At 60.9% G+C, this 23493-nt stretch carries 20 protein-coding genes and 1 tRNA gene; 19 read left to right on the top strand and 2 right to left on the bottom strand.

Annotation, left to right across the window (positions count from 1 at the left end; genetic code table 11):
• From A3728_RS20380 to A3728_RS20365, 4 genes are all read left to right on the top strand, one after another.
• A partial coding sequence (locus A3728_RS20380) for a glycosyltransferase (protein WP_067928029.1) occupies positions 1–1020 on the top strand: 1020 nt, incomplete at its 5' end.
• A gap of 254 nt (positions 1021–1274) precedes the next feature.
• On the top strand, positions 1275–5411 hold the full coding sequence (gene rpoB, locus A3728_RS20375; protein ID WP_067928026.1) for a DNA-directed RNA polymerase subunit beta: 4137 nt from the start codon (positions 1275–1277) through the stop codon (positions 5409–5411).
• A 72-nt stretch (positions 5412–5483) separates the two neighbouring features.
• Positions 5484–9728 (top strand): DNA-directed RNA polymerase subunit beta', encoded by a 4245-nt coding sequence (gene rpoC / locus A3728_RS20370; RefSeq protein WP_067928023.1) that lies wholly within the window; start codon positions 5484–5486, stop codon positions 9726–9728.
• Positions 9729–9872: 144 nt separating this feature from the next.
• The gene (locus A3728_RS20365; RefSeq protein ID WP_067928020.1) at positions 9873–10739 is read left to right on the top strand and encodes a DMT family transporter; all 867 of its coding nucleotides are present in this window, start codon (positions 9873–9875) and stop codon (positions 10737–10739) included.
• On the opposite strand, the gene A3728_RS20360 is transcribed toward A3728_RS20365, so the two are convergent.
• Positions 10731–11534, bottom strand: coding sequence for a putative rhamnosyl transferase (locus A3728_RS20360; protein WP_067928017.1), 804 nt, complete (start codon positions 11532–11534; stop codon positions 10731–10733). The genes A3728_RS20365 and A3728_RS20360 overlap by 9 nt on opposite strands.
• A 371-nt stretch (positions 11535–11905) precedes the next feature.
• Here A3728_RS20360 and rpsL point away from each other — a divergent pair, with 371 nt between their 5' ends.
• From rpsL to tuf, 5 genes are all read left to right on the top strand, one after another.
• Positions 11906–12277, top strand: a complete 372-nt coding sequence (rpsL, locus tag A3728_RS20355; protein ID WP_007118826.1) for a 30S ribosomal protein S12 — start codon at positions 11906–11908, stop codon at positions 12275–12277.
• Complete coding sequence (locus A3728_RS22545) at positions 12274–12639, top strand: DUF4189 domain-containing protein (protein WP_082850958.1); 366 nt, start codon at positions 12274–12276, stop codon at positions 12637–12639. The genes rpsL and A3728_RS22545 overlap by 4 nt, the downstream gene beginning before the upstream one ends.
• A 21-nt stretch (positions 12640–12660) precedes the next feature.
• Positions 12661–13131 (top strand): 30S ribosomal protein S7, encoded by a 471-nt coding sequence (gene rpsG, locus A3728_RS20350; protein ID WP_067928015.1) that lies wholly within the window; start codon positions 12661–12663, stop codon positions 13129–13131.
• A gap of 67 nt (positions 13132–13198) precedes the next feature.
• Positions 13199–15325, top strand: a complete 2127-nt coding sequence (gene fusA, locus A3728_RS20345) for an elongation factor G (protein ID WP_067928012.1) — start codon at positions 13199–13201, stop codon at positions 15323–15325.
• Between the two features lie 87 nt (positions 15326–15412).
• Positions 15413–16588 (top strand): elongation factor Tu, encoded by a 1176-nt coding sequence (gene tuf / locus A3728_RS20340; RefSeq protein WP_067928009.1) that lies wholly within the window; start codon positions 15413–15415, stop codon positions 16586–16588.
• 137 nt (positions 16589–16725) lie between these two features.
• On the opposite strand, the gene A3728_RS20335 is transcribed toward tuf, so the two are convergent.
• Complete coding sequence (locus tag A3728_RS20335; protein WP_067928006.1) at positions 16726–17220, bottom strand: ferritin-like domain-containing protein; 495 nt, start codon at positions 17218–17220, stop codon at positions 16726–16728.
• A 146-nt stretch (positions 17221–17366) separates the two neighbouring features.
• On the opposite strand from A3728_RS20335, the gene A3728_RS20330 reads away from it, so the two are divergent.
• From A3728_RS20330 to A3728_RS20285, 10 genes are all read left to right on the top strand, one after another.
• Positions 17367–17442 (top strand) — tRNA-Trp (locus tag A3728_RS20330).
• Positions 17443–17807: 365 nt separating this feature from the next.
• Positions 17808–18125 carry a hypothetical protein gene (locus A3728_RS22925; RefSeq protein ID WP_150120921.1) on the top strand — a complete coding sequence of 106 codons (318 nt, stop codon included), beginning with the start codon at positions 17808–17810 and terminating at the stop codon, positions 18123–18125.
• 83 nt (positions 18126–18208) lie between these two features.
• The gene (gene secE, locus A3728_RS20320) at positions 18209–18406 is read left to right on the top strand and encodes a preprotein translocase subunit SecE (protein WP_067928001.1); all 198 of its coding nucleotides are present in this window, start codon (positions 18209–18211) and stop codon (positions 18404–18406) included.
• A gap of 210 nt (positions 18407–18616) precedes the next feature.
• Positions 18617–19150, top strand: a complete 534-nt coding sequence (gene nusG / locus A3728_RS20315) for a transcription termination/antitermination protein NusG (RefSeq protein WP_067927998.1) — start codon at positions 18617–18619, stop codon at positions 19148–19150.
• A 142-nt stretch (positions 19151–19292) separates the two neighbouring features.
• A complete protein-coding gene (rplK, locus tag A3728_RS20310) occupies positions 19293–19718 on the top strand; it encodes a 50S ribosomal protein L11 (protein WP_067927994.1) in 426 nt (141 codons plus the stop codon).
• 1 nt (position 19719) lies between these two features.
• Complete coding sequence (gene rplA / locus A3728_RS20305; RefSeq protein ID WP_067927991.1) at positions 19720–20418, top strand: 50S ribosomal protein L1; 699 nt, start codon at positions 19720–19722, stop codon at positions 20416–20418.
• 138 nt (positions 20419–20556) lie between these two features.
• Positions 20557–21492, top strand: coding sequence for a LicD family protein (locus tag A3728_RS20300; protein ID WP_067927989.1), 936 nt, complete (start codon positions 20557–20559; stop codon positions 21490–21492).
• Positions 21493–21765: 273 nt separating this feature from the next.
• Positions 21766–22281 carry a 50S ribosomal protein L10 gene (rplJ, locus tag A3728_RS20295; protein WP_067927986.1) on the top strand — a complete coding sequence of 172 codons (516 nt, stop codon included), beginning with the start codon at positions 21766–21768 and terminating at the stop codon, positions 22279–22281.
• A 73-nt stretch (positions 22282–22354) separates the two neighbouring features.
• On the top strand, positions 22355–22729 hold the full coding sequence (rplL, locus tag A3728_RS20290; RefSeq protein ID WP_067927983.1) for a 50S ribosomal protein L7/L12: 375 nt from the start codon (positions 22355–22357) through the stop codon (positions 22727–22729).
• 61 nt (positions 22730–22790) lie between these two features.
• On the top strand, positions 22791–23493 hold a 703-nt coding region (locus A3728_RS20285), incomplete at its 3' end, for a hypothetical protein (protein ID WP_201722363.1).

The following is a 23493-nucleotide window of genomic DNA, read 5'->3' as shown; positions in this document are numbered from 1 at the left end:
GAAACCGCGAACTTTGGCCTGAAGGTGATAGAGGCAGATGCCCCGATCACGGTCGCCGATCTTGCGGGCTATGACATCATCCAGTGCAGTGCTGACGATGACCGCAACCTTGCGCTTGAGCCACTTCTGCGCGGCACCGAGGCGCGGCTCGCGGGGACGTTGGAATATACGTTGGCAACCCGGCTGGACATCAATGCCGCCGAGCAGGGGCGGAACTGGCCCCGCAGGCTTGTCAGAAATTTGCGGCTGCGCCTGCGCCACCGCAAAAGGCTCAGGTTTCTGGCCGAGATGGATTCGCTGCAGGCCAACGGCTACCCGGCTCTTGGGTTGTGCAGCCATTACGATCCCGGCTGCCTTCTCTACCTCGATAATCGCATGACCCCCCGGCTTTTCGCGACGAAGGACGATATGGCCGCCCGTCGGGATCATCTGCTGAGCGACGCTCCCCTGCGCCTGATGTTTTCCGGGCGGCTTGAGGCGATGAAGGGGGCGCAGGATTTGATCCCGGTGGCCCGGATGCTTCGAAAAAAGGATGTGCCCTTCAGTCTCGATATCTTCGGGACCGGCAGCCTTGAGAGTCGTATCGCCGCCGATATCGCGCGGTATGATCTTGCGGGGCAGGTCACCCTGCATGAACCGGTCGATTTTGAAAGCGAACTGGTTCCCCATATGCGGTGGAATGCGGATGTTTTCCTGTGTTGCCATCGACAGGCCGATCCCTCTTGCAGCTATATCGAAGCCATGGCCTGCGGGCTGACGGTGGCCGGTTTCGACAACGAAATGTGGGCAGCACTTCGCGAAGCCTCCCGGGGCGGGGCGGTGGCGCCTATGGGGAATCACGCGGCCCTCGCGGAGCGGGTGGCGCAGATGCACCGGAACCGCGCGGGCACCGCGCAAACCTGTGAACAGGCGCTTGATTTTGCGCGAGGCCACGGGTTCGAGGAGCTGAGCGCGAGGCGTATGGCGTCTTGCCCAGACTGCCGTAGGCTGAGGGAAGATTTGTCAAGTCCGTCGTGTTGAAAGAACCCAAGCGAGTTGCTATGTGGGAACTTCTTGCGGACAGTGATTCGGTAAACGCTCTGCATCCAAGGTAAAAAATTCGCAATGGTTCTATCAAAGCCCGGCGGCGGTCGGGCTTTGATAGGGCGATTGTGTCGTTTCGGGCGAGGGGCTTTGGGAGGTCTCTCTGGTATGGAAACGACGCTGTCCAAATCCGGTACTGGCGCGGCACCCCACCCGAGCCGGTTACGATTAAGAACGGAGACCCGTCACCTATGGCTCAGTCATTCCTCGGTCAGAAGCGTTTGCGCAAATATTATGGCAAGATCCGCGAAGTGCTGGAGATGCCGAACCTCATTGAGGTTCAGAAATCCTCTTACGATCTGTTCCTGAACTCCGGCGATGCCGAGCAGCCCACGGACGGCGAAGGCATCATGGGTGTCTTTCAATCGGTCTTTCCGATCAAGGACTTCAACGAGACCAGCGTGCTGGAATACGTGAAGTACGAGCTCGAAAAGCCCAAGTACGACGTCGAGGAATGTCAGCAGCGCGATATGACCTACAGCGCGCCGCTCAAAGTGACGCTGCGTCTGATCGTGTTCGATGTGGACGAGGATACCGGCGCGAAATCCGTCAAGGACATCAAGGAACAGGACGTGTTCATGGGCGACATGCCCCTGATGACGCCCAACGGCACCTTTATTGTCAACGGTACCGAGCGTGTGATCGTTTCCCAGATGCACCGTTCGCCCGGCGTGTTCTTCGACCACGACAAGGGCAAGACCCACTCTTCGGGCAAGCTGCTGTTCGCCTGCCGCATCATTCCCTACCGCGGGTCCTGGCTGGACTTCGAATTCGACGCCAAGGACATCGTGTTCGCCCGTATTGACCGTCGCCGGAAGCTACCGGTGACAACGCTGCTTTATGCGCTGGGGCTGGATCAAGAAGGCATCATGAATGCCTACTACAACACCATCACCTACAAGCTGGAAAAGAACAAAGGCTGGGTCGCACCCTTCTTCCCCGATCGCGTGCGCGGCACCCGTCCGACCTACGACATCGTGGATGCGAGCACCGGCGAAGTGCTGTTCGAGCACGGCAAGAAAGTGACGCCGCGCGCGGTCAAGCAACTGATCGACGAAGGCAAGGTCTCCGAGGTGCTGCTGCCCTTCGATCACATTCAGGGCAAGTTCGCCGCGAAGGACATCATCAACGAGGAAACCGGCGCGATCTATGTCGAAGCCGGCGATGAGCTGACGTTGGAGTACGACAAGGACGGCGACCTGATCGGCGGCACCGCGAAGGAGCTGATCGACGCGGGCATTACCGAAATCCCGCTGCTTGACATCGATAACGTTAACGTCGGCCCCTACATGCGCAACACCATGGCGCAGGACAAGAACATGAACCGCGAAACCGCGCTCATGGATATCTACCGCGTCATGCGTCCGGGCGAGCCGCCCACCGTCGAAGCGGCCTCGGCCCTTTTCGACACGCTGTTCTTCGACTCCGAGCGCTATGACCTCAGTGCCGTGGGCCGTGTGAAGATGAACATGCGCCTCGACCTCGATGCCGAAGACACCCAGCGCACGCTGCGCCGCGAAGACATCGTCGCCTGTATCAAGGCGCTGGTGGACCTGCGCGACGGGCGTGGCGACATCGACGATATCGACCACCTCGGCAACCGCCGGGTGCGTTCGGTCGGCGAACTGATGGAAAACCAGTACCGCGTTGGCCTGCTTCGCATGGAGCGTGCCATCAAGGAGCGCATGTCGTCGGTCGAGATCGACACGGTGATGCCGCAGGACCTGATCAACGCCAAACCGGCGGCGGCTGCGGTACGCGAATTCTTCGGCTCCAGCCAGCTGTCGCAGTTCATGGACCAGACCAACCCGCTGTCGGAAGTGACGCACAAGCGTCGTCTGTCCGCACTTGGGCCGGGCGGTCTGACACGTGAGCGCGCGGGCTTCGAAGTGCGCGACGTTCACCCGACCCACTATGGCCGGATGTGCCCGATTGAAACGCCGGAAGGTCCGAACATCGGTCTGATCAACAGCCTTGCGACCTTTGCCCGGGTGAACAAGTACGGCTTTATCGAAACACCGTACCGGAAGGTTTCCGGCGGCGTGGTGTCGGATGACGTGCAGTACATGTCCGCGACCGAGGAAATGCGCCACACTGTGGCTCAGGCCAACGCGAACCTCGATGAAAACATGAAGTTCGTGAACGACCTGGTCAGCACGCGCCAGTCCGGTGACTATACGCTTGCCCCGTCGGAGAACGTCGACCTGATCGACGTGTCGCCGAAGCAGTTGGTCTCCGTTGCCGCCTCGCTGATCCCGTTCCTCGAAAACGACGACGCCAACCGTGCTCTCATGGGTTCGAACATGCAGCGTCAGGCCGTGCCCCTTCTGCAGGCCGAAGCGCCGCTGGTCGGGACCGGTATCGAAGAGGTCGTGGCCCGCGATTCCGGTGCTGCCATCATGGCGCGCCGCGCCGGTGTCATCGACCAGGTAGATGCGAGCCGGATCGTGATCCGCGCCACCGAAGATCTGGAACTGGGCGATGCGGGCGTCGACATCTACCGCATGCGCAAGTTCCAGCGGTCGAACCAGAACACCTGCATCAACCAGCGTCCGTTGGTGAAGGTGGGTGACACCGTGCAGAAAGGTCAGGTCGTGGCCGATGGTCCGTCCACCGACATGGGGGAACTGGCGCTCGGCAAGAACGTCGTCGTCGCCTTCATGCCGTGGAACGGGTACAACTACGAAGACTCGATCCTGATCTCCGAACGTGTGTCGCGTGACGATGTATTCACCTCGATCCATATCGAGGAATTCGAAGTCGCCGCCCGCGATACCAAGCTTGGGCCGGAAGAGATCACCCGCGACATCCCGAACGTCGGCGAGGAAGCCCTGCGCAACCTCGACGAGGCGGGCATCGTCTATATCGGTGCGGACGTTGAGCCGGGCGATATCCTCGTGGGCAAGATCACCCCCAAAGGCGAAAGCCCGATGACGCCGGAAGAAAAGCTTCTGCGTGCCATCTTCGGTGAGAAAGCATCCGACGTGCGCGACACCTCGCTGCGGGTGAAGCCGGGTGACTTCGGCACCGTTGTCGAAGTGCGTGTCTTCAACCGCCACGGCGTGGAAAAGGACGAACGTGCGCTGCAGATCGAGCGTGAGGAAGTCGAACGTCTGGCCCGTGACCGGGACGACGAACTCGCCATTCTGGACCGTAACATCTATGCGCGCCTCAAGGACATGATCCTCGGCAAGACCGCGGTGAAAGGTCCGAAAGGCGTCAAGGCGAACTCCGAAATCACCGAAGACCTGCTCGACTCGCTGTCGCGCGGTCAGTGGTGGCAGCTTGCGCTGAAGGAAGAAGCCGATGCGCAGGTGGTCGAAGCCCTGAACGAGCAGTACGAGATCCAGAAACGGACGCTCGATGCCCGCTTCGAGGACAAGGTGGAGAAAGTGCGCCGCGGCGACGATCTGCCCCCGGGCGTGATGAAGATGGTCAAGGTGTTCGTGGCGGTGAAGCGCAAGCTTCAGCCGGGCGACAAGATGGCCGGCCGTCACGGCAACAAGGGCGTCATCTCCAAGGTTGTGCCGATGGAGGACATGCCGTTCCTCGCCGATGGTACGCCCGTCGACTTCTGCCTCAATCCGCTGGGCGTGCCTTCGCGTATGAACGTCGGTCAGATTCTCGAAACGCATATGGGCTGGGCCGCGCGCGGTCTGGGCATCAATGTGGACGAGGCGCTGCAGGAGTATCGCCGGTCCGGTGACCTGACGCCGGTGCGTGAAGCGATGAGCCTGGCTTATGGCGAAGATGTCTACGAAGAAGGCATCAGCGGCATGGATGAGGAAACGCTGATCGAAGCGGCAGGCAACGTCACCCGCGGTGTGCCGATTGCCACCCCGGTCTTCGACGGTGCCAAGGAAGCGGATGTGAACGACGCGCTGGTGCGTGCTGGTTTCAACTCTTCCGGTCAGTCGGTCCTGTTCGACGGTCGGACAGGCGAGCAGTTCGCGCGCCCCGTGACCGTCGGCGTCAAGTACCTGCTGAAGCTGCATCACCTCGTGGACGACAAGATCCACGCACGTTCGACCGGACCCTACAGCCTCGTCACCCAGCAGCCTCTGGGCGGTAAGGCGCAGTTCGGTGGCCAGCGTTTCGGGGAGATGGAGGTCTGGGCGCTGGAAGCCTATGGCGCCGCCTACACCCTGCAGGAAATGCTGACCGTGAAGTCGGACGACGTGGCAGGCCGCACGAAGGTCTACGAAAGCATCGTCAAGGGCGAAGACAATTTCGAAGCCGGTATTCCGGAATCGTTCAACGTGCTCGTGAAAGAAGTACGTGGTCTCGGCCTGAACATGGAACTCCTGGACGCCGAGGAAGACGAATAACGCGACCTATGGGGTGCGGTTCTCCGCACCCTCTCGCGCCTCTTCCAACGCTCCCCTTTCAAGGATTTGAAAATGAACCAGGAACTTACAAACAACCCGTTCAACCCCCTGACGCCGCCGAAGGTGTTCGACGAAATCAAGGTCTCTCTGGCATCGCCGGAACGGATCCTTTCGTGGTCTTTCGGTGAGATCAAGAAGCCCGAAACCATCAACTATCGTACCTTCAAGCCCGAGCGTGACGGCCTGTTCTGCGCGCGTATCTTCGGGCCGATCAAGGATTACGAATGCCTGTGTGGCAAGTACAAGCGCATGAAGTATCGCGGCGTCGTCTGCGAGAAATGCGGCGTTGAAGTTACCCTTCAGAAAGTCCGCCGCGAGCGGATGGGCCATATCGAACTGGCTTCGCCGGTCGCGCATATCTGGTTCCTGAAATCGCTGCCGAGCCGCATCGGCCTGATGCTGGACATGACCCTGCGTGATCTTGAGCGGGTTCTCTATTTCGAGAACTACGTGGTGATCGAGCCGGGCCTGACCGATCTTCAGTACGGCCAGATGCTGACAGAAGAAGAATACATGGACGCGCAGGACGCCTACGGCATGGACGCCTTCACGGCGAACATCGGTGCCGAAGCCATCCGCGAAATGCTGGCTGCCATCGACCTCGAAGCAGAGGCCGATCAGCTGCGCGCCGATCTTAAGGAAGCCACCGGCGAACTGAAGCCGAAGAAGATCATCAAGCGGCTGAAGGTCGTCGAGAGCTTCCTCGAATCCGGCAACCGGCCCGAGTGGATGGTTCTGACCGTGATCCCGGTGATTCCGCCTGAACTGCGCCCGCTGGTGCCGCTGGATGGTGGCCGTTTCGCGACGTCCGACCTCAACGATCTGTATCGCCGGGTTATCAACCGGAACAACCGCCTCAAGCGGCTGATCGAGCTGCGCGCGCCGGACATCATCGTTCGGAATGAAAAGCGGATGCTGCAGGAATCGGTTGATGCCCTCTTCGACAACGGCCGCCGTGGCCGGGTGATCACCGGCGCCAACAAGCGCCCGCTGAAATCGCTTTCGGACATGCTCAAGGGCAAGCAGGGTCGTTTCCGCCAGAACCTTCTGGGTAAGCGCGTCGACTTCTCGGGCCGTTCGGTCATCGTGACCGGGCCGGAACTGAAGCTGCACCAGTGCGGTCTGCCCAAAAAGATGGCGTTGGAGCTCTTCAAACCGTTCATCTACTCCCGGCTTGAGGCGAAGGGGCTCTCCTCCACCGTCAAGCAGGCGAAGAAGCTGGTCGAAAAAGAGCGGCCCGAGGTGTGGGATATCCTTGACGAGGTTATCCGCGAGCATCCTGTCATGCTGAACCGCGCGCCGACGCTGCACCGTCTGGGCATTCAGGCGTTCGAGCCTGTCCTGATCGAAGGCAAGGCGATCCAGCTTCACCCGCTGGTCTGTTCAGCCTTCAACGCGGACTTCGACGGCGACCAGATGGCCGTGCACGTCCCGCTGAGCCTTGAGGCCCAGCTGGAAGCGCGCGTTCTGATGATGTCGACGAACAACGTTCTGTCGCCTGCCAACGGTGCGCCGATTATCGTTCCCTCGCAGGACATGATCCTTGGCCTCTACTACGTCACGCTGGAGCGGGACGGCATGAAGGGCGAAGGCATGACCTTCGGTTCCGTGGACGAGGTTCAGCATGCGCTGGACGCGGGGCAGGTGCACCTGCACTCCAAGGTGAAGGCACGGATCAAGCAGATCGACGCCGAAGGCAACGAGATCATGGAACGGTTCGAGACCACGCCCGGTCGCGTGCTGCTTGGCAACCTGCTGCCGCTCAACGCCAAGGCGCCCTTCAGCCTCGTGAACCGGTTGCTGCGCAAGAAAGAAGTGCAGCAGGTCATCGATACCGTCTACCGCTATTGCGGCCAGAAGGAATCGGTCATCTTCTGCGACCAGATCATGACGATGGGCTTCCGCGAGGCCTTCAAGGCCGGGATTTCCTTCGGCAAGGACGACATGCTGATCCCCGAAACCAAATGGACGCTGGTCGACGAGACCCGCGAACAGGTCAAGGATTTCGAACAGCAGTACATGGACGGCCTGATCACTCAGGGCGAAAAGTACAACAAGGTCGTCGATGCCTGGTCGAAGTGTAACGACAAGGTCACCGAGGCGATGATGGGCTCCATCTCTGCCGAGCGTCATGACGAGAACGGTGCCGAAATGGAACCGAACTCGGTCTACATGATGGCCCACTCCGGTGCGCGTGGCTCGGTCACGCAGATGAAGCAGCTGGGCGGGATGCGCGGCCTGATGGCGAAGCCGAACGGCGACATCATCGAGACGCCGATCATCTCGAACTTCAAGGAAGGTCTGACCGTTCTTGAATACTTCAACTCGACCCACGGTGCCCGGAAGGGTCTGTCGGATACGGCGTTGAAAACGGCGAACTCGGGTTACCTGACACGGCGTCTGGTGGACGTTGCGCAGGACTGCATCGTGCGTCTGCACGACTGCGGCACCGAGGCCGCGATCACCGCAGAGGCGGCCGTGAACGATGGCGAGGTCGTGTCTTCGCTGGCCGAACGTCTGCTGGGCCGCGTCGCCGCGGACGACATCCTGAAGCCGGGCACGGACGAGGTGATCGTTCCCGCCGGCACGCTCATCAACGAGCGGATGGCGGATGCGATCGACGAAGCGGTCGTGTTGTCGGCACGTATCCGTTCGCCGCTGACCTGCGAGGCCGAGGAAGGCGTCTGTGCCATGTGCTACGGTCGTGACCTCGCGCGCGGTACGCTGGTGAACCAGGGCGAAGCCGTCGGCATTATCGCGGCGCAGTCCATCGGTGAGCCGGGCACACAGCTGACGATGCGGACATTCCACATCGGCGGTGTTGCTCAGGGTGGCCAGCAGTCCTTCCTCGAAGCGAGCCAGCCGGGCAAGGTCGTGTTCGAAAACGCCCAGACCCTTGAGAACGCCGCTGGCGAGATCATGGTGATGGGCCGGAACATGAAGTTGTCCATTCAGGATGAGAATGGCGCGGAACGGGCCAGCCACAAGGTAGGCTACGGTACCAAGCTCTTCGTCAAGGACGGCCAGTCGGTAAACCGCGGCGACAAGCTGTTCGAGTGGGACCCCTATACCCTGCCGATCATTGCCGAGAAGTCGGGTACGACAAAGTTCGTCGACCTCGTGTCCGGTATCGCCGTCAAGGACGAGACCGACGATGCCACCGGCATGACCCAGAAGATCGTGATCGACTGGCGTGCGGCCCCCAAGGGCAATGAGCTCAAGCCCGAGGTCATTCTCGTGGGTGACGATGGCGAGCCGGTCCGCAACGATGCGGGCAATCCGGTGACCTATCCGATGTCCGTGGATGCGGTTCTGTCCGTTGAGGACGGCACCGAGATCCAGGCCGGCGACGTCATCGCGCGTATCCCGCGCGAAGGTGCCAAGACGAAGGACATTACCGGTGGTCTGCCGCGTGTGGCCGAACTCTTCGAAGCGCGTCGTCCGAAGGATCACGCGATCATCGCGGAAATCGACGGCTACGTGCGCTTCGGCAAGGACTACAAGAACAAGCGTCGCATCGCGATCGAGTCCTCCGACGATCCGGATCACAAGGTCGAGTACATGGTGCCCAAGGGCAAGCACATCCCTGTTGCGGAAGGTGACTTCGTCCAGAAGGGTGACTACATCATGGACGGCAACCCGGCGCCGCATGACATCCTGTCCATCATGGGTGTCGAAGCGCTGGCGGATTACATGATCGACGAGGTGCAGGATGTGTATCGCCTGCAGGGTGTGCGGATCAACGACAAGCACATCGAAGTTATCGTGCGCCAGATGCTCCAGAAGTGGGAGATTCAGGAAAGTGGTGATACCACGCTCCTGAAGGGCGAACATGTGGATAAGCAGGAATTCGACGCTGCCTGTGAAAAGGCGATTTCCAAGGGCGGTCGTCCGGCACAGGGCGAACCGATCCTGCTGGGGATCACCAAGGCGTCCCTGCAGACACGGTCGTTCATCTCTGCCGCGTCCTTCCAGGAAACCACGCGCGTGCTGACCGAAGCTTCGGTTCAGGGCAAGCGGGACAAGCTGGTCGGCCTGAAAGAGAACGTGATCGTCGGGCGTCTGATCCCTGCCGGTACCGGTGGTGCCACGCAGCAGATGCGCAAGATCGCCCAGGATCGCGACAATGTCGTGATCGAGGCGCGCCGCGAAGAAGCGGAAGCGGCGGCAGCATTGGCCGCGCCTTCGCAGGATGACGATATCGTTGGCGGCGACGTCTTCGATACCGTGATCTCGGACGACGAAAGCCGGGATTGATCCCCGCCGCCCCCGGGCGCTGAACGATAGGAAAAGCCCCCGCGATCCTTTGGATCGCGGGGGCTTTTCGTTTCCGGGTGTTGGGGGTAGCCTGCCGCCAGCGCGCGACGGTCACGGCCTATCGTGCCCGTGAAAGGTAATTCCATGTCCTCCAATCTGATCGGCGCTCTTCTCATGATGGGCTCCATGGCCGCATTCACGATCAACGACACCTTCATGAAGGCCACGGGCGGTGCAGTGCCGCTGTTTCAACTGATCTTTTTGCGCGGCCTGTTGAGCCTTGTGCTGATCTTTGCCCTCGCCAATCGGTTGGGGCCGATGCACCTGCGGCTGAGCGGGAAGGACTGGAGCCTCGTGGGGTTGCGGTCACTCGCTGAAATCGCGGCGTCCTATTTCTTTCTCACCGCGCTTTTCAACATGCCGCTCGCCAATCTTACCGCCATCTTGCAGGCGCTGCCGCTGACCATCACGCTGGCATCGGCGCTCTTTTTGCGCGAAGCGGTCGGCTGGCGCAGGTTCGGGGCCATCGGCATCGGGTTTCTGGGGGTCTTGCTGATCGTCAAACCCGGCTCAGAAGGGTTCAACGCATGGTCGCTCTATGGGCTGATCGCGGTCGCCAGTGTGACGGTGCGGGACCTGAGTGTCAGGCGCATGTCGGCGGGTGTTCCGTCCATGACGGTCACGCTTTCGGCGACCTTGTCGGTGACAGTGGCGGCGGGGCTGGCTTCGCTGGGCCAGCCATGGGCGCCGGTGACACCTGAGTTGGCGGGGCTGATCGTGGGGGCGGCGTTCTTCGTACTGGCGGGATATTTCCTCAGCATACAGGTCATGCGGGTGGGGGAAGTCTCTTTCACCGCGCCGTTCCGGTACACGGGGCTGATCTGGGCGCTGATCCTCGGGTGGCTCGTTTTCGGGGACTGGCCCGCGTGGTCGACATTGGCCGGGGCGGGCATCGTGGTGGCAACGGGCATCTTCACGCTCTACCGGGAACGCAAATTGCTTTCAGCCTGAAAAGGCGCGTTTCACGGCCTCGACGTCGATGGCGAAGCGTTGCCGGAACATCGCTGCCATTTCGTCATCCACCGGCTCCAGCCTGACGGGTTTGACGCCTTTTTGGCGGGAATCGTTGTATCCGTTGTGGCCCCGCACGAACATCGGCTTATCCGGGAAGGAGAGGGCGGGCATGAACTGCGGCAGTTTTTCGTGCCCGAAATTCATGATGGTCCGGGGGCAGCCGCCGCGGACATGCATGGCGAGCGCGGCGGTATAAAAAGGCCTGAAAGTCTGCGCCGCCCGGATCCCATCGGCTCCGAACCGGGCGTTGTACCCCTTGTTCCAGTCGAAGGCGACGGACCTGTGGCGCGGTAGAAAGGCCGCGCAGTCCGCCACGGCGGTGCGCAGCGTTTCGATGAAATCCACGGCCACCGCATCGTCGTCGTCGAACCGGAATTGAAGGCAGGGATCCTTCCGGTTCTGCCGCGCCGTGTTGAGCAGTTCCTTCATCACCTCGCGCTGGGGGCGGGGGGGCTGCACGGTGACGCGCGCTTGCGGCAGGTCTTCCAACAGTGCTTCGAGCCGTGCGCGGGCAGGGGCGGGCAGGCTGTCACCGATCACCACTATGAGCTCGAAATCCGGGTCCGTCTGCGCCCTGAGGCACGGGAGGGCCACGGTTTCAAACAGACGAAAGCGTTCTTCCAGCCGCTCTTCGGCGTAGAGATAGGCGATCCGGTCCGCCATGCTTTCGTGCCCGACCTGAAAGCCGCCGATGGCCGGATAGGAAAAGCGGCAAAGCCCGATGGCCTGCATGGTCCGCCCCCTCGTGTTCTGCGGTATTCGGCAAATATGCGGGGTTGCAGGCGCTGGTTGCAAGGTTGATCTGATCGGTTTGCCGCCACCAAAGAGGCTGTTGCCGGGCTGCTGTTGACACCCGCACCTGTTGGCCCTATACGCCCGTTATCTCGGAGCCGCGGAACTGCGCCGCACGTCCGACATCATAACTGAAGTGGTCACGATCCGGTCTACTGCTGACCCGATCCTCTGTAAGCCCACCGCGTCGCTTGCCTCGGTACGGAAGCGTTGCGGTATTTTCGCTTTGCGTTCGCGTGGTGCGAACACATCTGAACCGCATGGGGGCGCCCTCGTGCACCAAATTTGAGCAACACGGGGATAAAGCCGGAATGCCAACGATCCAACAGCTGATCCGCAAGCCGCGGCAGCCGAAAGTCAAACGTTCGAAGTCCATGCACCTGCAGGAATGCCCGCAGAAGCGTGGCGTCTGCACACGCGTATACACCACCACACCGAAGAAGCCGAACTCGGCCATGCGTAAGGTTGCCAAGGTGCGCCTGACCAACGGTTTCGAGGTCATCAGCTACATCCCGGGTGAGAGCCATAACCTTCAGGAACACTCCGTCGTCCTGATTCGCGGCGGTCGTGTAAAAGACCTTCCCGGCGTGCGCTACCACATCCTGCGCGGTGTTCTGGATACCCAAGGTGTCAAAGACCGTAAGCAGCGCCGGTCCAAGTACGGGGCGAAGCGTCCCAAATGATCATTCGTTCCGCATCCATTCTTGTTCTCGCCGCAACAGTCGCGATGGCGCAGCCTGTTGCCGCCGATTCATTCGGTGCCATCGCGTACAGCCCTTCCCAGAAGACGATTTCCTATTCGGTCAACCGGGCGTCCAGAGAAGAGGCCGAAGCGGTCGCTCGCTCTGGTTGCAAGTCATCGGATTGCCGTACGCCTCTGTGGTTCAAGAATGCCTGCGGGGCGCTCGCTTCTGCAAGATCAGGTGCATGGGGCACCGGTTGGGGCACTAAGCCGGCTATAGCCAATCGCTATGCTATCGAGACTTGCGAAAAGCACGGCGGCAAGAATTGCAAGATCCGCCTGAACGTCTGCACGCCCTCATAAAATTAATCGAGGTAACAAAATATGTCACGCCGCCACGCCGCTGAAAAACGCGAAGTCCTGCCGGACGCCAAGTATGGTGATCTGGTCCTGACGAAATTCATGAACAACCTGATGATCGACGGCAAGAAATCTGTCGCCGAGCGTATCGTCTACAACGCGATGACCCGCGTCGAGGACAAGATCAAGCGCGCCCCGATCGAAGTCTTCCACGAAGCGCTCGACAACATCAAACCCTCTGTCGAAGTCCGCTCCCGCCGGGTCGGCGGTGCGACCTATCAGGTCCCCGTCGAGGTTCGCCCGGAGCGCCGCGAAGCGCTGGCGATCCGCTGGTTGATCAAGGCCAGCCGCGCCCGCAACGAAAACACCATGGAAGAGCGTCTGGCGGGTGAACTGCTGGATGCCGTCCAGTCCCGTGGTACCGCCGTCAAAAAGCGCGAAGACACGCACAAGATGGCCGATGCCAACAAGGCGTTCAGCCACTACCGCTGGTAATTTTTCCGACGGCGGGCGGCTCCGCTGCCCGTCGATCCGTTTACTGATATTCTGAGGAAGCAGCCCCATGGCACGCGACTATCCGCTCCAACGCTACCGTAACTTCGGTATCATGGCCCACATCGACGCAGGCAAGACGACCTGTTCCGAGCGTATTCTGTTCTACACCGGCAAATCCCACAACATCGGCGAAGTGCACGACGGTGCCGCGACCATGGACTGGATGGAGCAGGAGCAGGAGCGTGGGATCACCATCACCTCCGCCGCGACGACCACGTTCTGGCAGCGTCAGGAAGAGCCGACAAAAGACGGCACCTCCGACACGAAGTACCGCATGAACATCATCGACACCCCCGGCCACGTGGATTTCACCATTGAAGTCGAGCGTTCGCTTGCGGTTCTCGATGGCGCGGTCGCCGTGCTTGACGCCAACGCCGGTGTTGAGCCGCAGACCGAAACCGTTTGGCGTCAGGCCGACCGCTACAAGGTTCCGCGTATCGTCTTCGTCAACAAGATGGACAAGATCGGCGCGGACTTCTTCAACTGCGTTCGCATGATCAAGGATCGCACCGGTGCGACTCCCGCTCCGATCCAGATTCCGATCGGGGCCGAGAACGAGCTGGAAGGCATCGTCGACCTCGTGACCATGGAAGAATGGGTCTGGGCCGGTGAAGACCTTGGTGCCTCCTGGGAAAAGCGTCCGATCCGCGACAGCCTGAAGGATCTGGCCGACGAATGGCGCGCAACGCTCATCGAGACCGCGGTCGAGATGGACGACGAAGCCATGGAAAACTACCTGATGGACGGCGCCGAGCCCGACGTGGACACGCTGCGCAAGCTGATCCGCAAGGGTACGCTGGGCATCAAGTTCATTCCGGTTCTCTGCGGTTCCGCCTTCAAGAACAAGGGCGTGCAGCCCCTGCTCAACGCCGTGATCGACTATCTGCCCAGCCCGCTGGACGTCGTCGACTACATGGGCTTCAAGCCGGGCGACGAAGACGAAGTTCGTAACATCCCGCGCCGCGCGGACGATAACATGGCGTTCTCCGGTCTTGCGTTCAAGATCATGAACGACCCCTTTGTCGGCTCGCTGACCTTCACACGCATCTATTCCGGCGTGCTGAAGAAGGGTGACACGCTCCTGAACTCCACCAAGGGCAAGAAAGAGCGCGTTGGCCGCATGATGATGATGCACTCGATCAACCGCGAGGAGATCGAGGAAGCCTTCGCGGGCGATATCATCGCGCTGGCCGGTCTGAAGGACACCACGACAGGTGACACGCTTTGCGCCGTCAACGACCCCGTGGTTCTCGAAACGATGACCTTCCCCGATCCGGTGATCGAGATCGCGGTCGAGCCCAAGACAAAGGCCGACCAGGAAAAGATGTCCGCCGGTCTGGCGCGTCTGGCTGCGGAAGACCCGTCTTTCCGCGTCGAGACAGACATGGAATCCGGTCAGACGATCATGAAGGGCATGGGGGAACTTCACCTCGATATTCTCGTCGATCGCCTGAAGCGCGAATTCAAGGTGGAAGCCAACATCGGTGCACCGCAGGTGGCTTACCGTGAAACGATTTCGCGCGAAGCGGAGCATACCTACACCCACAAGAAGCAGTCAGGTGGTTCGGGCCAGTTCGCCGAGGTGAAGATGATCATCACCCCGACTGAGCCGGGCGAAGGGTTCTCCTTCGAAAGCCGCATCGTCGGCGGTGCCGTTCCGAAGGAATATATCCCCGGCGTCGAAAAGGGTATCCGCTCGGTCATGGACTCCGGTCCGCTTGCCGGCTTCCCGGTCATCGACTTCAAGGTCGCTCTGATCGACGGTAAGTTCCACGACGTGGACTCCAGCGTGCTCGCGTTCGAAATCGCATCGCGTCAGTGGATGCGCGAAGCCATGAAGAAGGCCGGCGCCAAGCTGCTGGAACCGATCATGAAGGTCGAGGTTGTGACGCCCGAGGAATATACCGGTGGCATCATTGGCGACCTCACGTCGCGTCGTGGTCAGGTGCAGGGTCAGGATACGCGCGGCAACGCCATCGCGATCGATGCCTTCGTGCCGCTGGCCAACATGTTCGGCTACATCAACACCTTGCGGTCGATGTCTTCGGGTCGTGCGAACTTCACCATGCAGTTCGATCACTACGAGCCGGTTCCGCAGAACATCTCGGAAGAGATCCAGTCCAAATTCGCTTAACGGGATGGCGGGGAAAACCCCGCCCTACCCCAAACCGTAGGGTGGATTTCTGTCCGCCGTCCAACACAGAACCAAAGGAGCCAAATCATGGCAAAGGCAAAGTTTGAACGTAACAAGCCGCACGTAAACATCGGCACGATCGGTCACGTTGACCACGGCAAGACGACGCTGACGGCGGCGATCACGAAGTACTTCGGCGACTTCCGCGCCTACGACCAGATCGACGGCGCGCCCGAAGAGAAGGCCCGCGGCATCACGATCTCCACCGCGCACGTGGAATACGAGACCGAAGCACGCCACTACGCGCATGTGGACTGCCCCGGCCACGCCGACTACGTGAAGAACATGATCACCGGTGCGGCGCAGATGGACGGCGCGATCCTGGTGGTGAACGCGGCCGACGGCCCGATGCCCCAGACGCGTGAGCACATCCTGCTGGGCCGCCAGGTCGGCATCCCGGCGATGGTCGTCTACATGAACAAGGTCGACCAGGTGGACGACGAGGAACTGCTCGAGCTGGTGGAGATGGAGATCCGCGAGCTGCTGTCCTCCTACGAATACCCCGGCGACGACATCCCCGTGGTTCCCGGTTCCGCGCTGGCGGCAATGGAAGGCCGTGACGAGGAGATCGGCGAGAAGTCGATCCGCAAGCTGATGGAAGAGGTCGACAACTACATCCCGACGCCCGAGCGCGCCGTGGACCAGCCTTTCCTGATGCCGGTCGAGGACGTGTTCTCGATCTCCGGTCGTGGTACGGTTGTGACGGGCCGCGTTGAGCGTGGCGTGATCAACGTGGGCGACGAGATCGAGATCGTCGGCATTCGCGACACCAAGAAGACGACCTGCACGGGCGTCGAGATGTTCCGCAAGCTGCTGGACCGTGGTGAAGCGGGCGACAACATCGGCGCGCTGCTGCGCGGTATCGACCGTGAAGGCGTTGAGCGTGGCCAGGTGCTGTGCAAGCCCGGCTCCGTGAAGCCGCACACCAAGTTCACTGCCGAGGCCTATATCCTGACCAAGGAAGAGGGTGGCCGTCACACGCCGTTCTTCGCCAACTACCGCCCGCAGTTCTACTTCCGGACCACGGACGTGACCGGCACGGTTCAGCTGCCCGAAGGCACCGAGATGGTGATGCCGGGTGACAACCTGCAGTTCGACGTGGAACTGATCGCCCCGATCGCGATGGAAGACGGTCTGCGCTTCGCCATCCGCGAAGGCGGTCGCACCGTGGGCGCCGGCGTGGTGAGCAAGATCACCGAGTAAGCCCTCGGGCCTACCGCCTGTCAGACAGAAAGAGGGCCATCCCCAGTGGGGGTGGCCCTTTTGCGTTGTTGGATGCCGGGCGAGGCCGGGGGCGCTGCCCCCGGACCCCCGGGATGATTTGCCATTTGGAAGGGGGGTCAGACGGCTGCCTTGTTGATGCCGCCGGTGGCGATCTGGGTCATGTGACGGTCGCCGTCATAGGTATGGTCAAGCTGCGCCTGAAGTTCGGCGCCGTCTTCGTCCTTGCCCAGACGGTTGGCGAAGGCCACGAGGCAGCCGTACCCGGCAAGCGCATAGTGAACCATGCGCTGGTATTGGGTGATGATCATTGCGTCGCGCGTGTCGTCATCGCCGAAGCTTTCGTCGAGCGCATGTGCTTTCGCCTCTTTGACGAGGCCTTCCATGCCCTTGCAATGCTCTCCTTCGGGGTCGATGTCGTGCCGGGCGCAGATGGTTTTCAGCACGTCCATGCCGCGCGAGATCCCCTCGCTCCCGGCGATCAGTGCCTTGGACAGTTCTTCATCCTTCGCGGCGCGGCCCAGTTCGTTCGTGATTTCGAGCGACTGTTTGCATGCGCTGTGCAGGTCCTGAAGTTGATCGTGATAGACGTCTTTGAGGCTGTTCATGGCCATGGTGTAATCCCTTTCGTTAAAATTTCGTTGTCCCGGTTCAACGTCTCACCCTGCCGCGCCGTTCCTCCTCGGCGCGGTTTTTGGGGCTGCGGGCGCGATCTGCCCTTGATCCATCCGGCGATTGGGACTAGGCAATCCACCGGCATAGGGGTTTAGCTCAGTTGGTAGAGCATCGGTCTCCAAAACCGAGGGTCGTGGGTTCGAGTCCCTCAGCCCCTGCCAGTTCTTCCTTCAATCGATAATCCGACTGCACCTCAGGTTGCATTTTCTTCATCCAGTCTCCGTTTTGCCGTTATTCGGTCGCATGGCGCGCTTATGCAGCTGCCGTTGCCTATGCCGGAGAGAGTGAAATGGTTGATCGGACAGAATATTCCCCGCAAACGGATGGAAGCTTGCGCCGGGCCTTCGTGCCTCTTTCGCAGGAGGGTGCAAAGGCGAACCGCCCCGGGAAATCGGCCCGTCTGAAACGCGAAAGGCCCCAACCGGACCTATTGGACGAGTCTCCGGTGCGCGGTGCCCGAAGAGGGGTGCGGGCATGGCATCTGGTTCTGCCCGTTGTCCTTTGGTTCACGGTAATGCAGCCGATCATGACGATTGGGGTGCTTGCGATACTGGGGATGATCCTTTGCGGCGCTCTGATGATTGTGGGGGAGGAGCGCGTCATGTACCATCTGACCCGTCTGTTCGGCGCGATGCACCGGCGCAATCCGAAACGGGCGGCGCGTCTTTATGCCGGTCTGGATGCCTTTGCCTGCCAGTGGGACGCATTTCTGGATCGCTTTCCCGAGGGGGCGGTCGATGCGTTCTATCTGCCGGATTTGAATGTTCTGGATCACGCCGCGCAAAACGATCTGCGTCCCGGGGGCCCCGATCCCGCCTGTGACGCGAAGAAGAGGGCGGCCTGATCCGCAGCGACGGCGCGGGACAGGGTTGAACAGGGCGCGCAATATCGCTACATCCGGCCAATCGGCAAAACAGGAAACGCGTCATGGCCACAACCAATCCTCTTCAGTTCATCCAGCAGGTACGGGCCGAAGTGGCGAAGGTCGTCTGGCCGACCCGCCGGGAAGTGATGCTGACCACTGTCATGGTCTTCATCCTTGCCGCGTTGACGGCCGTGTTCTTCGCAATCGTGGACATCATCATACGCGGTGGGCTGACCGCCGTGCTGGGGATGTTCGGCTGAGGCGGACCATCGGTTCGAAATGCGCGTCCACCACTTGAATCATGATGGCGTGCAGTCTATTGGCGGGCCAGACCTGAACGATGGGCGTGCGGCGATTCGAGTTGCGCGCCGATTTTCCGTTTCAGGCAGGGGCTTCGGCCCATCGACATGAATATTCGGGAATTTTGACGCAGGCCAAGGGGCCGCGTTTAAGACAAGGACAAGGATCAGATGGCAAAACGGTGGTATTCGGTCAGCGTCCTGTCGAACTTCGAAAAGAAGATCGCCGAACAGATCCGCACCTCCGTGGAGGAGCAGGGGCTGGAGGATCAGATCGACGAGGTTCTGGTGCCCACCGAAGAAGTCATCGAGGTGCGCCGGGGCAAGAAGGTCACTACCGAGCGGCGCTTCATGCCAGGCTACGTGCTGGTGCACATGGAGATGTCCGACCGGGGCTATCACCTAGTGAACTCGATCAACCGTGTGACCGGGTTCCTTGGCCCTCAGGGGCGGCCCATGCCGATGCGCGATGCCGAGGTTCAGGCGATCCTTGGCCGCGTTCAGGAAGGCGAGGACACGCCGCGCACCCTGATCCATTTCGAGATCGGCGAGAAGATCAAGGTGGCCGATGGCCCGTTCGAGAACTTCGACGGCACCGTCGAGGAAGTCGACGACGAGAACCAGCGCCTGAAGGTCATGGTCTCGATCTTCGGCCGGGAAACCCCGGTCGAACTGGAATTTACTCAGGTCAACAAGCAGATGTGAGTAACGGGCCGCGTCAGCGGCCCTGCGGTCCCCCGGGGCCGTTTCATGTGGGAGGCAGGGGCACCGCGGTGTCCGGGCCGGACCACGGCAACAGACAGCCCGAGGGACGCGTCCCGGAGGTGTTGGAAAAAGGAGAAGGCCAATGGCCAAGAAACTCGTCGGTACGATGAAGTTGCAAGTCAAGGCGGGGCAAGCCAACCCGTCCCCGCCCGTGGGCCCCGCATTGGGTCAGCGCGGCATCAACATCATGGAATTCTGCAAGGCGTTCAACGCCAAAACAGCGGATATGGAGCCCGGCGCACCGTGCCCGACCGTGATCAGCTACTATCAGGACAAGTCCTTCACGATGGATATCAAGACGCCGCCCGCGTCCTACTATCTGAAGAAGGCTGCAAAGGTAAACTCCGGCGCCAAGACGCCCAGCCGCGAAACCGTCGGTACGGTGACGGCGAAGCAGGTGCGCGAAATCGCCGAAGCGAAAATGAAGGACCTGAGCGCGGTGGACGTTGAAGCCGCAATGAAAATCATTCTGGGCTCCGCGAAGTCCATGGGCATCGAGGTTAAGTAAGATGGCGAAAGTAGGAAAGCGTACCCAAGCGGCCCGCGAAGCATTCGCCGGCAAGGAAGACCTCACCGTCGAGGAAGCGGTCAGCCTGATCAAGAAGAACTCCAGCGTGAAGTTCGACGAAACCATGGAAATCGCCATGAACCTCGGCGTTGATCCGCGCCACGCGGACCAGATGGTGCGCGGCGTTGTGGGTCTGCCCAACGGCACTGGCAAGGATGTGCGCGTTGCCGTCTTCGCCCGCGGCCCGAAGGCCGAGGAAGCGAAAGAAGCGGGTGCCGATATCGTCGGCGCCGAGGACCTGATGGAAACCGTTCAGTCGGGCAAGATCGATTTCGATCGTTGCATCGCCACGCCGGACATGATGCCGATTGTCGGTCGTCTTGGTAAGGTTCTGGGCCCCCGCAACCTGATGCCGAACCCCAAGGTCGGCACGGTGACGATGGACGTGGCCGACGCGGTCAAGGCAGCCAAGGGCGGCGAAGTGCAGTTCAAGGCCGAAAAGGGCGGTGTCGTCCATGCCGGCGTTGGCAAGCTGAGCTTTGACGAGCAGAAACTGGTCGAGAACATCCGCGCCTTCGTCGGTGCCGTTTCCAAGGCCAAGCCCAGCGGCTCCAAAGGCACATACATGAAGAAGATCAACCTCAGTTCCACCATGGGGCCGGGCGTTTCCGTTCAGGTGGATAACGCCGTCGCGGAATGACGCAAGGTTGAAGCAAAGAGACAGGGCGCCTTTTCGGCGCCCTTTGTCGTTTTGGCGGGTGGCAAGTCCCGCATGATGCTGGTCGCCCGGCCATTCGGCTTCTATCAATGAATGGATAACCAGAGCGAGAGAGCAGGGATGCCGGGACAGGACGCGAAAAAGGCAGAGGCCCAGCAACAGGTCGCGGAGTTGAGGGAAGAAATCCTCGCCCATGTCAAAAGCGGGCAGGGGGCCTACGATGTGGTGGCGGCACGCGCCAGGCTCACACAGCTTGATCTGCCCGACTTTCCCGGCGACGACCCGGCGGCGATGGAGCTTGGGATCCTGTTGGCCCTTTGCGACGGCAAACCTGCGAAACGCATCCGGAAGCCGTTGTGGCGCCTGTCCCGCGTGCGGTTGGGGGCGGGGCAAAGCGCGGCATTCCGCGAGTTTCAGGAACTGGTGCTGACGTTCGAAGAGCGGGGAAATTCCTTCGAAGGGTTCATGCCGGTGGTCTATTTCGATCTTGTGGACCATGCGCCGATCTGGGCTGATGTCGCCGCTGCTGTCGATGCGGTCACGCGGGTGGCGGGGCCGTGTTTCATCAATTCCGGTACACTTCTCGGCGCTGTCCGCGAAGGCGCACTGATCGCCCACGACGACGATCTGGACCTTTGCCTGATGCTGGAAGCGGGTACGATGGAGGAAGCCGCGGAGGCCTGGATTGCGGCATATCATGCCCTGCGAGCCGCAAAGCTGGTTCCAAAGCCGCCCAAGCGCAACCAGGGTGTTTTCAAGTTGCGCGGCAGCAGCGGGATAAACATCGACCTTTTCCCCGGCTGGATCGCCGATGGCCGGGCCTATATCTATCCGCATACCTTCGGGACGGTGCCCGCTGGGGCGGTGGTCCCTCTAACATCCTGCGCGAAAACCGGCCTGCCGATCCCTGCGGATGCCGAAGCGGTCCTCGCATCGAACTACGGCGAAAGCTGGCGGGTGCCGGATGCTGGCTATGTCTTCAATTGGGGCAAGGCCAATCGCCGGTTCGAGCGTTTCCGCGAGGCACTGGTGGCCGATATGTCCCGCTGGGACTGAACCTGCCACAGATTTCGTGTTGGCAAACCGCGCCAACCGCACTATCCCCTCAATCGTCAGAAAGCGCGCGATTCGTCGGGCGCTTTTTGCGCTTCGTCCGAGACGGCGGGTGGATGCGGTCGCATTCATAATTCCTGCCTGAGACGGGGAATGAACACGACTTTTCGAGGATTTCCTCGGGCTGTCTTGGGAAGGACCCGTAGGACCCAACGTCAGACATATGTCTGGCAAAACGAGCCGGGGGGTCACACCTCCGTAAATTGGAGTGTAACTGTGGATAGAGCACAAAAAGAACAACTGGTCGAAGAGCTCGGCCAGATCTTTGAAAGCTCTGGCGTCGTCGTGGTCAGCCACTACGTCGGTTTGACAGTTGCTGAGATGCAGGACCTCCGGGCGCGCGCACGCGCTGCCGGCGGATCCGTGCGTGTTGCCAAGAACAGGCTCGCCAAGATCGCCCTTGAAGGAAAGCCCTGCGCAAGCATCGCAGACCTTCTGTCGGGTATGACCGTTCTCACCTACTCTGAGGATCCCGTGGCCGCGGCCAAGGTTGCTCAGGAATTCGCCAAAGAGAATCAGAAGTTCGTGATTCTCGGCGGCGCGATGGGTGAAAACGCGTTGGACGTCGCCGGTGTTGAATCGGTGTCCAAGATGCCTTCGCGGGAGGAGCTTATCTCCACCATCGCGGGCATGCTGGGCGCACCCGCTTCGAACATCGCCGGGGCCATTGGCGCACCTGCAAGCAACATCGCATCCATCCTGTCCACGATCGAGGACAAGGCGGCTGCCTGAAGCAATACGTCAAGCCGGTGAGTGGCCGAGTGCCGTCGCTGGAATACACATATCTTAACGGAAAGAGCTGAACATGGCTGATCTGAAGAAACTGGCAGAAGAGATCGTTGGTCTGACACTGCTTGAAGCACAAGAACTGAAGACAATCCTCAAGGACGAGTACGGCATCGAGCCCGCCGCAGGCGGCGCAGTGATGATGGCGGGCCCGGCCGATGGCGGCGGTGCTGCCGAGGAAGAGAAGACCGAATTCGACGTCGTTCTGAAGAACGCGGGCGCATCCAAGATCAACGTGATCAAGGAAGTGCGCGGCATCACCGGTCTTGGCCTGAAAGAAGCCAAGGACCTGGTCGAAGCCGGCGGCAAGATCAAAGAAGGCATCGACAAGGCCGAAGCCGAAGAGATCAAGAGCAAGCTGGAAGCAGCTGGCGCCGAGGTCGAACTGGCCTAAGTTACGAGGAAGCAGCCGGGGACATCCCCGGCTGCTTCTTTTCATGTGAGGCGGCGGTTGGATGTCCGAGCTTAAGGCCCTGATGATCGCCCCCGCCCCTGCCGTCGTCGATGGCCCCGATATTTACCTGGACACTAAGTTCGCCACCGGAATGACGGTGCAGGCGAATTTCTTTCCCGGGCAATTCGATTGCCTGCTGCGGCGTTTCACGGGCACGATCCCTTTCGGAACCACCCGCTACGATCCCGAAACCGCGAACTTTGGCCTGAAGGTGATAGAGGCAGATGCCCCGATCACGGTCGCCGATCTTGCGGGCTATGACATCATCCAGTGCAGTGCTGACGATGACCGCAACCTTGCGCTTGAGCCACTTCTGCGCGGCACCGAGGCGCGGCTCGCGGGGACGTTGGAATATACGTTGGCAACCCGGCTGGACATCAATGCCGCCGAGCAGGGGCGGAACTGGCCCCGCAGGCTTGTCAGAAATTTGCGGCTGCGCCTGCGCCACCGCAAAAGGCTCAGGTTTCTGGCCGAGATGGATTCGCTGCAGGCCAACGGCTACCCGGCTCTTGGGTTGTGCAGCCATTACGATCCCGGCTGCCTTCTCTACCTCGATAATCGCATGACCCCCCGGCTTTTCGCGACGAAGGACGATATGGCCGCCCGTCGGGATCATCTGCTGAGCGACGCTCCCCTGCGCCTGATGTTTTCCGGGCGGCTTGAGGCGATGAAGGGGGCGCAGGATTTGATCCCGGTGGCCCGGA

The sequence above is a fragment of the Sulfitobacter sp. HI0040 genome (assembly GCF_001634885.1).
In the GTDB taxonomy this organism is placed as follows: Bacteria; Pseudomonadota; Alphaproteobacteria; order Rhodobacterales; family Rhodobacteraceae; genus Sulfitobacter.
The sequence above is the reverse complement of the archived record's forward strand: the minus strand, read 5'-3'. Positions and strand labels throughout refer to the sequence as shown.